We start from the raw sequence: 12,684 nt of genomic DNA on the forward strand, positions 1-12,684 counted from the left end.
CTTTAATCATTTTTTCTTACACGTAAAGAAAATTCTTTCGCTTTGGTCTGTAGGCGCTTCTTGTGTGAAGTCTGCGGAAACGTTCAACACTTCGAACCCTGCATCCTTCAACCACTCTTTTACGGTAAGGATAGGGTATGTGCGCTGTTTGTGAAGCTCTTCTACTCTTTCGTACTGATTCGTTCCCTTATCTTTCACGAAAAAAGTCAGTTCATGCTCTACACTATTGGGAACTTCTCCAGGGAAGCAATCCCAAATGTACGAGACATGCTCATCTGAAAGGGTAAATGTCTGGTTAATAAATATTTGCGTCATTTTATAAATGGAATGCACATCAAATAAGAATAAGCCATCATGCTTAAGATGAGCATATACACTTTTGAACGTATTTTTCACATCTTTTTCGTCTTCCAGGTAATTCAGGGAATCACAAAAAATCGTAATAAGATCGTATTCACCAAGGGAATCAAGCTTTGACATATCCTGTTGAAACAGATTAAGCTTTACGTTCATTTCCAAAGCCTTTTCCTGTGCTACCAACAGCATATCCTGAGAGAGATCGACACCGGTCACATCGTAGCCGTCCCGGACAAGGCGAAGTGATAATTCCCCGGTGCCACAAGCGATGTCAAGGACTTTCCCCCCTTGGATTGAATAAGCTTTAGCTTGTTTATTGACAAACTCCAACCAGCCGTCATATGGGACGTCCTGCATTAAATAATCGTACACATAAGCAAAACGTTCATAACTCATTTAGTGACTCTCACCTTGTCCAACTTCGACGAATGATGCATCTCCCCATAAACGCTCTAGATTATAGTAGCCTCTTTCCTCTTTATGGAACACGTGAGCGACGACATCACCTAAGTCAACTAAGATCCAGCGTGCTTGATCAAAGCCTTCCAACCGTTTGACTGTATAGCCATTTTCTTCTGCTCTGTCCTTTAATTCTCGTGCAATGGCCTGCACCTGTTTGTCTGAGTTACCATGACAGATCAGAAAATAATCCGCAATTAAAGAAACACCTTTCATATCTAATACAACAATATCTTCAGCACGTTTATCATCAGCGGCATTATACGCTAATTTTACTAAATTTTGTTCCATTCCTTCATCTCCTCTTGTTTAAAATTAATCCGTTATAAAAGCGAAATGTATCTGGGTAGATGGCTTGGTTTTTTTTCATTAGAAACGTCATCGTATTTTGAAGTGCCTTCAACAAGCCTTGATCCAATGACTCTTTTGCGAGTTCCCTTACTTCTTCCACCCCGGGAAATTGTCGATTCGGTTCGATATAATCAGCTAAATAAATCACTTTGTCCAGGATGGTCATCCCTTCCTTACCCGAAGTATGGGATCGGATGGCATTTAATATTTCTTCATCCTGTATACCCACTTCACGCTGAACAAGTAACGCTCCTACCGGTGCATGCCAAAGCTCGCTATTGTACATCAAGAGATCCTGAGCCAGCTTCTCTTCTACAATGATTGTTTTCATTTCCTCTTTATCCCGGAACTTCGCATAGTCATGGAAAATCGCGGCTATTTCTGCCTTTTTCTCATCAGCTCCATATCGCTTTGCAAGCTCTATACTTGTTTCCATGACTCCACAAGTGTGTATATAGCGATGTTCCGTTAAATGTTCTTTCACGATTTCCAAGGCTTTTTCCCTATTCATACAATTTCTCCTCCTTTATGAATCGATACACATCCTCGGGGACTAAGTAGCGTACCGATTGCCCCTGTTTCACTGTGTTGCGAATGTAGGAAGAAGAAATATCAATGGCAGGTACTTCAACCAATTGAACATTAAACGTAGTATCATGTGAATAGGAAGGGCGATTAACACCAATGAACCTGACCATTTCCTGAAGTTCCTCTATCCGGTACCACCTCGGGAGATATTCGATCATATCCCCGCCTATTATAAATGAAAACTCGGTGTCCTCTTCCCTCTCGGTTAATAGCTTAATGGTGTCGTAAGTGTATGAGGCACCCTCTCTTTCAAGTTCAATCCGTTCGATGGAAAAGTGAGGGTTGCTCTTAATCGCTTGTTGCAGCATGAAGAGACGCTGTTCTACTGATACACTTTTATCCGCCTGTTTATGAGGAGGAACGTGATTCGGTAGAAATCGTATTTCATCCAAATTCGCCTTCTCTAAAACTTGCTCCGCAATAACCAAATGGCCCATATGAGGAGGATTGAATGTCCCTCCCAGGAGTCCAACCTTTTTCTTCATTTTATCAATCCTTATCGTGGGAGGATTAATTGCTTGTTCTCTTTCGATTCCTTGTACAGGACAATTGTATTTCCAATGATTTGAACGATTTCCGCCCCTACACCTTTGGACAATTCGTCAGCAACCTCGGACTTATCCATATCACAGTTTTGAAGAATACTGATTTTCATCAATTCTCTTACTTCAATCGCTTCTCCGATTGTTTTGATCATATTTTCATTGACTCCGCCTTTTCCTACTTGAAAAACCGGATTTAAATGATGAGCTTCTGAACGTAAATATCTTTTTTGTTTACCTGTTAACATGTTGACCTCCTAGTTGTTGTAAAACGGTGTTTTTCATAATCGAATATGGTGGAAAGATTCCCGTCCACTTTTCAAAGGAAAGGGCTCCCTGGTACACGAACATATCAAGACCATTTTGAGTACGGGCACCTTTCTGATTCGCTTGTTTCAATAATGTTGTTTCCAAAGGATTATAGATAATGTCACTAACGATGCATCCCTCTTTTAACTCTTTGATCGTCAATGGACTGTCTTCTATATGAGGAAACATTCCTATAGATGTTGTATGGATGATCACATCATATTGGTCCAATGTGTTTTCAGCAGCCTCTAGAGTTAGGCAGCCTGAGTTCAAATCGAAAGGGCACGCTTCAATCATCTTTTCAGCTCTCAGTGCCGTCCGGTTGGTCACATCTATTCTCTTCACTCCAAGAGAAGCAAGGGAATAATAAATGGCTTTCGCAGCACCACCGGCACCGATAATCAGCATCGATTTATCTTCAAGTTGTTCATCCGCTATATTTTTCAAGCCTTCCACAAAGCCAAGACCGTCAGTATTATAACCGATCAGCTTGCCATTTTCATTGACAATCGTATTTACTGCCCCGATTGCTTCTGCCAATGGATCAATTTCATCTAAAAGAGGCATGACATCTTCCTTATGGGGAACAGTCACATTCACTCCTTGAATTCCCAACGCCTTTATTCCATCAATGGCTTTGGAAAGGTGCTCTTTTCTCACGTGAAATTTCATGTAAGCAGAATCCATTCCACATTCCTGGAACGCAGCTTTATGCATCTCGGGAGACATAGAATGGGCAATCGGATCTCCTATAACACCATACAGAGCCACAGTATCCCTCCTAGATTAATGATTTTCTCAAGAAAACACTAACGCCTTTAGGAACATGGGCAGCAATGGTAGCCCCTCTGTCATTCACTGTAATCCATCCTAAACCTGAGAAGACGATATCCGTTTTTGCTTCTTTAATTCTGAATTCATGCCTCACAAGTGGAGGGAATGTGTCCATATCATCTTTTCTTGGCGGCTGCAACAGTTCTCCTGCATGATTCTTATAGAGCTCATCGGCTTTCTCAATCTTTGTGCGATGAATGGATAGCTCATTTGAGAAATAACAGGTAAATGCCTGACGATCACCAGCCATGAAGTCAAAACGTGCCAAACCACCGAAGAAAAGGGTTTGTTCTGGATTCAACTGGAAGGTTCTCGGCTTGATCTCTTTCTTAGGAGTAATGATTTTCAAATCCTGCTTATCAACAAAATGGGCCATCTGATGATGATTAATAATTCCCGGCGTATCTATTAATGACTCTTCGTCATCAAGTGGAATTTGAATCATATCGAGAGTCGTGCCAGGGAAGTGAGACGTCGTAATGACATCTTGTTCACCTGATACATGCTTGATAATACGGTTTATAAACGTTGATTTTCCTACGTTTGTACACCCTACTACATACACGTCTTTTCCATTTCTAAAATGTTCAATCGCTTCAATTGCATCAGTAATTCCCTGACCTTTTGCGGCACTCACTAACTGAACATCAATAGGCTTTAACCCTAATTGACTTGCTTCATGTTTCATCCAATGAATCAGCTTGGACGGTTTCACAGACTTAGGAAGCAGATCCACCTTGTTACCTATGAGCAGAATCGGGTTAGATCCTACGAAACGATGCAAACCAGGCAGCCAGCTCCCATTGAAATCAAATATATCGACTATCTTGACAATCAACCCTTCTGAATTCCCAAGTTCATTTAATATTTTCAAGAAGTCATCATCCGTTAAGGGGACATCCTGGACTTCATTATAATGCTTTAATCTAAAGCAACGTTGGCAAATAATCTCTTCTTTTTGAAGAGCTGAAGGTGGTGCATACCCCATTCCTTCCTTATTCTCCGTCTGGATTTCAACGCCACATCCTATACATACAACTTGACTCACTTCTTATCCTCCCACTCAAGCATGCCTTTACGCTTGAAAAACTTCATTATTCTTCGTTCTACACGACGATTGAACTTTGTGATGAACCCATCTGATTGTGCAACGGGAACAACCAATATCGTATGGAAGCCGTTTCGATTTCCGCCTAAAACATCTGTCAACAGCTGGTCTCCAATAACTACCGACTCTTCCTTCTTCACACCCATTTCCTGAATCGCCCTTTTAAAAGCACGTCCCATTGGCTTACGGGCCTGGAATATAAATGGAACGCCCAAAGGCTCTGCAAATGCCCCTACCCGGTTTTTGTTATTATTGGACACAATGGTCACAAGGATTCCTTGCTCCTGCATTTCTTTAAACCAATGGATTAACTTAGGGGTGGCATTGGGACGATCCCATTCCACTAACGTATTATCTAAATCTGTTATGATCGCTTTAATTCCTTTTTCTTTTAAATACTCCGGTCTGATACTGAAAATATCCTGAACCTGTTCATCGGGTAAAAATTGCTTTATCACTTGCAGCACCTCAAATTTCATTATCATTTATATACTTTAATGTTTACTTTTCTTCTTAGTCGTATAGTCAAACGTCCATTGTTTCTGCGGATGCCGATTCTCTCTATAGTATCTTTTAACCTATAACAGATTAATGATAACCAATTTTTCCTGCAGATTCAAAATAAATCACATATATTCCTGGAAATCCATAAATATTCCCAAGGAGAATAAATATTTTTCGACAAATTTCCAGATGCTTTCATGGTTGTGGATAACCTTATTCACATTATACAAGACATAAACATCGCCTATTTACCAGTTATATACAAGTTAGTCACAACTTATCCACCGTGAACTGTGGATAACGGAACGCTTGTTCTGAAAAAACAATTTTGGTAAAGTTTAATTACTACTTAAAAACGTACTGACATTATGTATCGAAATACAAAAAGATGATGGTTATTGGAGGTGGCATTAATGAGGAAATTATCGGACGAACTGTTGATTGATTCTTATTTCAAAGCGTTGGAGTTGAAACTCAATACAGAATTCATTCGCCTCATCGAAATGGAAATTCACCGTCGATCTCTTACTAATAAAATAAAAGCTTCATCGTAGAATACTAACATGAAATGGGACGGATTTGTTTAAAATCCGTCCTCTTTTTTATATAAGGATGTTTTCGTAACGATGTGACTAAGCAAGTAGTGGTCGATTTCCGCTTTATTTTTAGAAAGCAGTGTTATTTAATGAAATCTCCAACCGTTTCCCCAACTGTCACATTTCTAGGTACTTCTTTATTCGGCGAGAATCGGAACGTACTTTTTTCAAAAAGGAGAATGACGGTGGAGCCGAAACTGAAGTATGCGACCTCTTCGCCTTGTGTCCATTCTTTTTCCTCATGAACATAATCAATGCTGTTGACAAACATGGCACCTACTTTTACGACAGCTACTTTCCCTTTTACATGCTTCAGCTCTGTAATAGAGCGGAAGTTTTTTGAAAGGGCTTCTTTTCCGTACATCAATCCAAGTTCATTGACCGGGTAGGAGTGCTGTCCCAGTGACCACCTGCTTAGAATCGTACCTGATACTGGGCTGTGAATCCGGTGATAATTCGCAGGGCTCAAATAAAATACTGCGAATTCCCCTCCACTATAATCAGAAGCTTTCCCTTCACTGCCAAGCATATCAAGAATGGAGTAGGGCTTTCCTTTCACTTCAATGACAAGGTCATCGGATATGCTGCCGGTATCGGCCAATAATCCATCAACTGGACTGACCGCTTGTTCCTCACTATAGTTCACTATCCTTGCATCTTCTTTCAGATTTCTGATAAAGAAATCATGCAGCGTTTTATAATCAGCCACTTGGCCTTCTATTTCATCCACATTTATTTTGTACGTTTTAATAAATGATGAAATAAACGGACGACTCAACGGAGACTGTACAAATTTCCTGATCATATAAGAGGACCATCTTTTATTTGTTAGTTCGATAAATAGACGATATATAGATTGCTTCATTAATATCCCTCACAAATTTTAAAAAAAACGATTAACTTTAACAGTTTAATAAGTATATAATAAAATATTATTATATACTATATTTAAAAGAATCTTTTTTCACTGTGGGATGTAACATATATTGTTGTTACCATTCCAACTGTGTCTGCAAACGTATGTAAGCGAAAAGGTTAGCCAGAAAACATGTTCAGTAGTGAACAAACTTATTCAAAGGGAGTGAGTGATGATTGTTTCTCTCCGAAGTCGTCGACCAAACATTTAAAAAGCTTAAAAGTCAAACGGCCAACCTCATTACTTTGTCCAACTTATCATTAGGTGGATTTGCTATTATTTCCATACTTCATAATCAATTAAACCTAAGCTTGTTATTGATTTTCATCGCTGCCTTAACAGACCGCTTCGATGGGATGGTTGCAAGGAAAATGCATATTGAGTCAGAGTTAGGAAAACAGCTGGATTCCATGAGTGATATTATTTCATTCGGCATAGCTCCTGCCCTGCTCCTGTATATAGCCGTTCTAAATCAGTATGACTTTCCTGGGATGTTTTTCACCATATTTTATATTGGATGTGGAGCTTTTCGGTTAGCCCGCTTCAATATTCAAGAAAACGATGGCTACTTTACAGGATTGCCGATCACCGTAGCCGGATGCTTACTGACTCTGTGCTACCTGGCTATCCCGTTTGTATCAGGTGTGCTGATTTTATGTATGACAATCACTCTAGCTGTATTAATGGTAAGTCCTTTTACGTTGAAGAAGATGTAAGAGGTATGAGAGAGCCCTGTTCACAAGGTGAACAGGGCTCTCTCAGGTTATAAATGTTGTGCTTGTCAGGCTAACAGTTATTGTAGTACCACCATCCACCAAATAGGAAAAGTAAGATTAGTAATACAACGACTAGAGCGAAGTAGAATCCGCCACCACCATAATAACCTGGATAGACTGGTCCATAACAAGGGTATCCATACGGCATTGCAATACCTCCTCACCTACTTTTACTACTAGTATATGTACATAGGGAAATAGCGTATAGGCAGTTTCCAACATTATTACCTGAATCCCTTGGAAAGAAAGTTTACGTTTTCTTTGATTACTTTCCAGGGACATGCAAGGACATCCCTTTCTTATCATATGAATGAGTATAGGCTTAAGTCCTCATGGAGGTGTGAATATGTCTGGAGTTCTAACGGCACTGGGGTATTTCTTTAAAGAGTTAATTTTCCTCGTTTCTTACGTAAAGAACAATGCATTCCCTCAACCTCTATCTGCAGCAGATGAACGAAAATATTTAAGGCTGATGGCAGAAGGAGATGAGCATGCCCGTAATATGCTCATTGAACATAACCTGCGATTGGTTGCTCACATCGTCAAGAAATTCGAAAACACAGGGGAAGATCCAGAAGATCTAATTTCCATCGGGACCATCGGATTGATAAAGGCAATTGAAAGTTATTCAGAAGGAAAAGGCACGAAACTTGCAACCTATGCGGCACGTTGTATCGAGAATGAGATCCTTATGCATCTTCGTGCACTCAAGAAAACGAAAAAAGATGTCTCTCTCCACGATCCTATCGGTCAAGATAAAGAAGGAAATGAAATCAGCTTAATTGATATCTTAAAGTCTGAGAGTGATGATGTCATCGATACGATTCAATTAAGCATGGAACTTGAAAAGGTAAGAAAATACATTTGCGTGCTCGACGAGAGGGAGAAAGAAGTGATCGTCGGACGATTCGGTTTAGACCTGAAAGAGGAAAAAACCCAACGGGAAATTGCCAAGGAATTAGGAATCTCAAGAAGCTATGTATCACGAATCGAGAAAAGGGCTCTCATGAAGATGTTTCATGAATTTTATCGTGAGGAAAAAGAAAAAAGGAATAAATCATGAAAAAGCGATCCAGACTCGGATCGCTTTTTTTCATTCTCTATTCTACACTGACTTCAGCGGCAATAATCAGACCAATCACAGATGTTACGACAAGACCCATTATCATTGAAAACATCGTAATCTCACTCCCTCTTTTGCAGTCATTAGTACCTGCTCTTCTTATTATTAATGTATCACGAAAAGCCTGATTTTCCCCTGTCATTCGTGAACAACTTATTACTAAATATTGACAGAACTGTGTCTGTCTTAACTCCCTCTTATCCCCAATAAAAACAAGGGAGGACACCCTCAAAAAAAGGCATCCTCCTTATTCATTCTACTTCTTATCCTGCTTCTTCTTTTTATGGAAGAAAGCCGACCAAAAAACAATATTTAAAAACATCGTTCCACCCACCTTTTGTTTCGTTAGGCAGTATCCTTCTCTACCCATAGCGCATTAAGCATTTTCTCCTGTACATATATCATCTTTCATTCTCCTCTCCATTTTCAGATATCCTTAGAACCATTGCGACATGTATTGGTTCTTGGTTTTCGTTTCTTCATAAGATTTTAAAACCGTTTCATTGTGTGTAGCTTCTTCAAATGTTTCTTGTTTCTTATTGAACGTTACCGTTATAAATAAAAGATTAAGTGTCATACGTATCACCCCTTTCAAAGTGCCTCGTGAGTTGCAAGGCATACTAAAAAGCCACAAAGAGACCGATCCTTGTGGCACAAAAAAGCCACAGGAACTTTCATTCTCCCTGTGGCTATCATTTAATGGATTTAAAATTAAGCGTAAAGCATCCCACAAGTGGTCGAATGATGAAAACAATATGAAGTTGTGTCTTTTTTTCCATTAAGCACGAACATGTTCTTCGACCTCCCTTTTGTGATTTTTTTCTTACATTGGTTAGTATATCCAATTTTCACAGGAAAGTAAACCACTTTCCTCACTATTTTTTCTACAAATTTCCACATAATAAACGAATTCGTCTATAAGGCAGTTTTGAACAAAAAGAAAGCGGGTCCTCAAAGAGAACCCGCTTTACATATTTACTCATCTATAGATTGCATATCTTTTTTGTATTTGATCGCTTTTGTAAAAAATAAAAGTGACAATCCGAGTAAAACAACGGTGCCTGTCATGAGGGTGATCGTTTTACTTGGTGTGACGGTTTCTGTTGGAATAATGACCCCTAAATACATAAAGACACTAAGTGCAAGTAACGTAAAACCAAATCGTTTGAAGTCGTTCATTTTTTGTTGAATGGTTCTTTTTTTTGCGTTCTTCATGTGCATTCACCTACTTTAGAACTAGTAAACTCTCATTCTATGGTAACATACTGAAGCATATCAGCTACCATGTAATTGATACCAGTTCTGCCAGTAGTCGTATTACTTGGAAAGGGCATTGTCAATATCTTCAATCAGGTCCTCTACGTCTTCAAGGCCGACAGAGATACGTACCAAACCATCGGTGATCCCTAACTCATTTCGGCGATCTGCCGGAATGGACGCGTGAGTCATGCGCGCAGGTACCGAGATTAAACTTTCTACAGCCCCAAGACTTTCTGCCAATGTGAAGTATTTGGTGTTCGTAAGCAGACGATCGGCATTTTCTTCACTTCCTACATCAAATGAAACCATTCCCCCAAAGCCGGATGCCTGTTTCTTGGCAATGTCATGGTTCGGATGCGTTTCTAATCCTGGATAGTAAACCTTCGATACTTTCGGGTGTGATGTAAGATACTCGACTATTTTCTTCGTGTTTTCTTCATGCTCTTCCATTCTCAGCCCTAAGGTTTTTATGCCTCGAATCAGTAACCATGAATCCTGTGGTCCAAGAACCCCACCCGTTGAATTCTGTACAAAGAATAACTCTTCAGCAAGCTCTTCGGAATTCACAACGACCAGTCCTGCAACCACGTCACTGTGTCCGCCGATGTATTTCGTTGCACTGTGAAGAACGATGTCTGCTCCCAGGCTGATCGGGTTTTGCCAATAAGGCGTGCTGAATGTATTATCTACAATGGTCAATAGATTGTGCTTCTTGGCTAAGGAAGCCGCTGCCTCAATATCGGTAATTTTCAGCAGTGGATTCGTTGGTGTTTCAATGTAGACAGCCTTTGTATTCGGCTGAATGGCACGTTCAATATTGCCGATATCACTTGAATCAACGAAAGTGGATTCAATGCCGATTCGGTTTAAGACCTTGGTCATGACACGATACGTTCCGCCATACACGTCGTCTGTCATGACAATATGATCTCCGCTATTGAACATCATCATAACTGCCGTAATAGCTGCCATTCCCGATCCAAAGGCAAAGCCTTTTTCTCCGCCTTCCAGATCTTTAATCAACTCTTCAAGGGCATGTCTTGTCGGGTTCCCTGAACGTGAATATTCAAAGCCTTTATGCTTTCCTACTTCATCCTGCTTATACGTACTCACCTGATAGATTGGAGTGGATACAGCACCTGTTTGAGGATCTGTAGGGATACCGCCGTGAATTAGTTGTGTTTTCTTTTTCATGATTAGAGTCCTCCTTCATATATTTTCTTACTTAAATAGCGCTCACTGGAGTCCGGGAAAATCGTGACGATATGGCTTCCCGGCTCAGCTGCTTCCGCTTCCTGTAATGCTGCATGCAGCGCTGCACCAGAAGAACTTCCGACCAACAAGCCTTCCATCAGCGCAAGCTCTTTTACTCGTTTGAAAGCATTGTCGTCCGTCACGGTATGGATGCTATTGAAATAGCTTGGATCCATATAGTGAGGTAAGAATTCCATGCCGATCCCCTCTGTTTTATGAGGTCCTGATGGTCCACCGTTCAAGATGGAGCCTTCAGGTTCAACAATGACTGTTTTGATGTCGCTATTTCTTTCCTTCAGGTACTGAGCAGTCCCCATGAAGGTACCCCCTGTCCCTGCTCCTGCAACAAATGTCTGAATGTTGCCATCCATCTGATTCCATAGTTCAGGTCCCAATGTTTTGTAATATGTTTCCGGATTGGCCGCATTCCCAAATTGCTGCGGAGAATAAGAGTTCGGGATTTCCTTTACCAGTTCATTTGCTTTTGCAATGGCCCCCTTCATTCCTTCCTCGGTTGGGGTATGAATGATTTTGGCGCCTAATGCTTTCATAAGCTCCTGCTTTTCTAAGCTGAATTTTTCTGGTACGCAGAACATGACATTGTATCCGGAATTCACAGCTGCAAGAGCCAGACCGATTCCCGTGTTCCCTGCAGTCGGTTCGATTATAGTGCCTCCCGGTTCTATTTTACCGTTACGGATGGCATCTTCTAATAATTCCCTGCCCAGACGATCCTTCACACTACCTCCAGGATTGAAAAATTCCAGCTTAGCAAAGAGGCGAACTCCCTTCTTTAATGGGAAGTTTGTAAGCTCGACAATCGGTGTATTCCCAATCAGGTCATGTACGCTATTATACACGTCCATGTATTCAGTCCCCCTTCATCACAAAAGCTGACTCCATGCACCTCTCCTACCCTCAAATACATACGATTGGAGGGCTCGCCTGAACACATCCGTTCCGTATGTTTTGATGAGAAAATTGGTACCCGGGTCAGCTTTATTTTCCTCGTATTAAACAGACTTTACAATGCTCATAACCATTTTGGCAGAGTGGAGGGCTGCCTTTTCTAAATATTGTTCGAAGGAAACATCTGATTCCTTACCTGCAATATCAGAAAGTGAGCGAATGATGACAAATGGTACGTTGAATTGATGAGCCACTTGCGCAATCGCGGCTGCTTCCATTTCAACTGCCTGTAAACCGGTGAATTTGTCACGGATCGCTTCTACACGCTTAGGATCATTCATAAATGAATCTCCCGTGGCGATCAACCCTGACACCACTTGTGCATCTCCTAGTTCCTTCACGCTATCAATGGCTGTCTGCATTAATTTCTTGTCTGCTGTAAATGCGGCAGGAAGCTGCGGTACCTGACCGTATTCATATCCAAAAGCCGTCACATCCACATCGTGATGTCTTACTTCTGTTGAGATGACAACATCACCAACATCTAGCGAAGGATCGAATCCTCCGGCTGACCCTGTATTGATGATACAATCCGGTTTAAAGTGTTGCAGAAGGACGGCTGTTGACATCGCTGCATTCACCTTTCCGATTCCCGAGCGAAGTAAGATCACTTCTTTGTCTTTCATCGTTCCACTTGTATATTCACACCCTGCGATTGTTTCCACTGTCGGGTTTGAAATATTTTCTCTCAGTAAGGCTACTTCTTCTTCCATTGCTCCAATGATGGCGATTTTCATT

The 12,684-nt window shown here is 40.8% G+C and carries 18 protein-coding genes; 3 read left to right on the forward strand and 15 right to left on the reverse strand.

Going from position 1 to position 12,684, the window contains the following annotated elements; translation table 11 throughout:
* Positions 1-6 precede the first annotated feature (6 nt).
* From ACXAF2_RS04765 to ACXAF2_RS04800, 8 genes are read right to left on the reverse strand one after another with little or no spacing between them, the layout of a single operon-like run.
* Entirely contained in the window at positions 7-753 is a 747-nt protein-coding gene (locus tag ACXAF2_RS04765) for a class I SAM-dependent DNA methyltransferase (protein WP_475137586.1), read from the reverse strand.
* The gene (gene rsfS / locus ACXAF2_RS04770; RefSeq protein WP_475137587.1) at positions 754-1,107 is read right to left on the reverse strand and encodes a ribosome silencing factor; all 354 of its coding nucleotides are present in this window, start codon (positions 1,105-1,107) and stop codon (positions 754-756) included. It abuts the gene before it with no gap.
* A gap of 4 nt (positions 1,108-1,111) precedes the next feature.
* Positions 1,112-1,678 (reverse strand): bis(5'-nucleosyl)-tetraphosphatase (symmetrical) YqeK, encoded by a 567-nt coding sequence (yqeK, locus tag ACXAF2_RS04775; protein WP_475137588.1) that lies wholly within the window; start codon positions 1,676-1,678, stop codon positions 1,112-1,114.
* Entirely contained in the window at positions 1,671-2,240 is a 570-nt protein-coding gene (locus ACXAF2_RS04780) for a nicotinate-nucleotide adenylyltransferase (protein ID WP_475137589.1), read from the reverse strand. Before ACXAF2_RS04780 ends, yqeK begins: the two co-directional genes overlap by 8 nt.
* Positions 2,241-2,251: 11 nt before the next feature.
* Complete coding sequence (gene yhbY, locus ACXAF2_RS04785; protein ID WP_148969748.1) at positions 2,252-2,545, reverse strand: ribosome assembly RNA-binding protein YhbY; 294 nt, start codon at positions 2,543-2,545, stop codon at positions 2,252-2,254.
* Positions 2,532-3,377, reverse strand: a complete 846-nt coding sequence (gene aroE, locus ACXAF2_RS04790) for a shikimate dehydrogenase (RefSeq protein ID WP_475137590.1) — start codon at positions 3,375-3,377, stop codon at positions 2,532-2,534. The genes yhbY and aroE overlap by 14 nt, the downstream gene beginning before the upstream one ends.
* Positions 3,378-3,387: 10 nt before the next feature.
* The gene (gene yqeH, locus ACXAF2_RS04795) at positions 3,388-4,488 is read right to left on the reverse strand and encodes a ribosome biogenesis GTPase YqeH (RefSeq protein WP_475137591.1); all 1,101 of its coding nucleotides are present in this window, start codon (positions 4,486-4,488) and stop codon (positions 3,388-3,390) included.
* Entirely contained in the window at positions 4,485-5,006 is a 522-nt protein-coding gene (locus tag ACXAF2_RS04800) for a YqeG family HAD IIIA-type phosphatase (RefSeq protein ID WP_475137592.1), read from the reverse strand. The genes yqeH and ACXAF2_RS04800 overlap by 4 nt, the downstream gene beginning before the upstream one ends.
* A gap of 459 nt (positions 5,007-5,465) precedes the next feature.
* Here ACXAF2_RS04800 and sda point away from each other — a divergent pair, with 459 nt between their 5' ends.
* Positions 5,466-5,606: a sporulation histidine kinase inhibitor Sda gene (sda, locus tag ACXAF2_RS04805; RefSeq protein WP_113970654.1), complete on the forward strand. Its 141-nt coding sequence runs from the start codon at positions 5,466-5,468 to the stop codon at positions 5,604-5,606.
* 124 nt (positions 5,607-5,730) lie between these two features.
* Here the strand turns inward: sda and ACXAF2_RS04810 are convergent, their stop codons facing one another.
* On the reverse strand, positions 5,731-6,513 hold the full coding sequence (locus ACXAF2_RS04810) for a phosphatidylserine decarboxylase (protein ID WP_475137593.1): 783 nt from the start codon (positions 6,511-6,513) through the stop codon (positions 5,731-5,733).
* 227 nt (positions 6,514-6,740) lie between these two features.
* Here ACXAF2_RS04810 and pssA point away from each other — a divergent pair, with 227 nt between their 5' ends.
* Positions 6,741-7,280 carry a CDP-diacylglycerol--serine O-phosphatidyltransferase gene (gene pssA, locus ACXAF2_RS04815; RefSeq protein WP_475137594.1) on the forward strand — a complete coding sequence of 180 codons (540 nt, stop codon included), beginning with the start codon at positions 6,741-6,743 and terminating at the stop codon, positions 7,278-7,280.
* Between the two features lie 70 nt (positions 7,281-7,350).
* Here pssA and ACXAF2_RS04820 read toward each other — a convergent pair whose 3' ends face one another.
* A complete protein-coding gene (locus ACXAF2_RS04820) occupies positions 7,351-7,488 on the reverse strand; it encodes a hypothetical protein (protein ID WP_172655779.1) in 138 nt (45 codons plus the stop codon).
* 198 nt (positions 7,489-7,686) lie between these two features.
* Between ACXAF2_RS04820 and sigK the strand changes: the two genes are divergently transcribed.
* Positions 7,687-8,403, forward strand: a complete 717-nt coding sequence (sigK, locus tag ACXAF2_RS04825; RefSeq protein WP_044339577.1) for an RNA polymerase sporulation sigma factor SigK — start codon at positions 7,687-7,689, stop codon at positions 8,401-8,403.
* 496 nt (positions 8,404-8,899) lie between these two features.
* On the opposite strand, the gene ACXAF2_RS04830 is transcribed toward sigK, so the two are convergent.
* The 5 genes from ACXAF2_RS04830 to mtnN form a co-directional block, all read right to left on the reverse strand.
* Positions 8,900-9,040, reverse strand: a complete 141-nt coding sequence (locus ACXAF2_RS04830) for a YrzI family small protein (protein WP_475137595.1) — start codon at positions 9,038-9,040, stop codon at positions 8,900-8,902.
* 398 nt (positions 9,041-9,438) lie between these two features.
* Positions 9,439-9,678, reverse strand: a complete 240-nt coding sequence (locus ACXAF2_RS04835; protein ID WP_475137596.1) for a YrhC family protein — start codon at positions 9,676-9,678, stop codon at positions 9,439-9,441.
* Between the two features lie 102 nt (positions 9,679-9,780).
* Positions 9,781-10,917 (reverse strand): bifunctional cystathionine gamma-lyase/homocysteine desulfhydrase, encoded by a 1,137-nt coding sequence (locus ACXAF2_RS04840; protein ID WP_475137597.1) that lies wholly within the window; start codon positions 10,915-10,917, stop codon positions 9,781-9,783.
* A gap of 2 nt (positions 10,918-10,919) precedes the next feature.
* Positions 10,920-11,843, reverse strand: a complete 924-nt coding sequence (locus tag ACXAF2_RS04845; RefSeq protein ID WP_475137598.1) for a PLP-dependent cysteine synthase family protein — start codon at positions 11,841-11,843, stop codon at positions 10,920-10,922.
* Positions 11,844-11,990: 147 nt separating this feature from the next.
* On the reverse strand, positions 11,991-12,683 hold the full coding sequence (gene mtnN, locus ACXAF2_RS04850; RefSeq protein ID WP_475137599.1) for a 5'-methylthioadenosine/S-adenosylhomocysteine nucleosidase: 693 nt from the start codon (positions 12,681-12,683) through the stop codon (positions 11,991-11,993).
* Position 12,684: the final 1 nt, after the last annotated feature.

Source organism: Rossellomorea sp. ABR4_004, assembly GCF_056159585.1.

Coding starts and splice junctions, on each gene's coding strand:
- mtnN (WP_475137599.1), bottom strand. CDS start 12,683: ATGAAAATCGCCATCATTGGAGCAATGGAAGAAGAAGTAGCCTTACTG.
- ACXAF2_RS04765 (WP_475137586.1), bottom strand. CDS start 753: ATGAGTTATGAACGTTTTGCTTATGTGTACGATTATTTAATGCAGGAC.
- rsfS (WP_475137587.1), bottom strand. CDS start 1,107: ATGGAACAAAATTTAGTAAAATTAGCGTATAATGCCGCTGATGATAAA.
- ACXAF2_RS04830 (WP_475137595.1), bottom strand. CDS start 9,040: ATGACACTTAATCTTTTATTTATAACGGTAACGTTCAATAAGAAACAA.
- ACXAF2_RS04845 (WP_475137598.1), bottom strand. CDS start 11,843: ATGGACGTGTATAATAGCGTACATGACCTGATTGGGAATACACCGATT.
- yqeK (WP_475137588.1), bottom strand. CDS start 1,678: ATGAATAGGGAAAAAGCCTTGGAAATCGTGAAAGAACATTTAACGGAA.
- sda (WP_113970654.1), top strand. CDS start 5,466: ATGAGGAAATTATCGGACGAACTGTTGATTGATTCTTATTTCAAAGCG.
- sigK (WP_044339577.1), top strand. CDS start 7,687: ATGTCTGGAGTTCTAACGGCACTGGGGTATTTCTTTAAAGAGTTAATT.
- ACXAF2_RS04810 (WP_475137593.1), bottom strand. CDS start 6,513: ATGAAGCAATCTATATATCGTCTATTTATCGAACTAACAAATAAAAGA.
- ACXAF2_RS04820 (WP_172655779.1), bottom strand. CDS start 7,488: ATGCCGTATGGATACCCTTGTTATGGACCAGTCTATCCAGGTTATTAT.
- ACXAF2_RS04835 (WP_475137596.1), bottom strand. CDS start 9,678: ATGAAGAACGCAAAAAAAAGAACCATTCAACAAAAAATGAACGACTTC.
- ACXAF2_RS04840 (WP_475137597.1), bottom strand. CDS start 10,917: ATGAAAAAGAAAACACAACTAATTCACGGCGGTATCCCTACAGATCCT.
- yhbY (WP_148969748.1), bottom strand. CDS start 2,545: ATGTTAACAGGTAAACAAAAAAGATATTTACGTTCAGAAGCTCATCAT.
- ACXAF2_RS04780 (WP_475137589.1), bottom strand. CDS start 2,240: ATGAAGAAAAAGGTTGGACTCCTGGGAGGGACATTCAATCCTCCTCAT.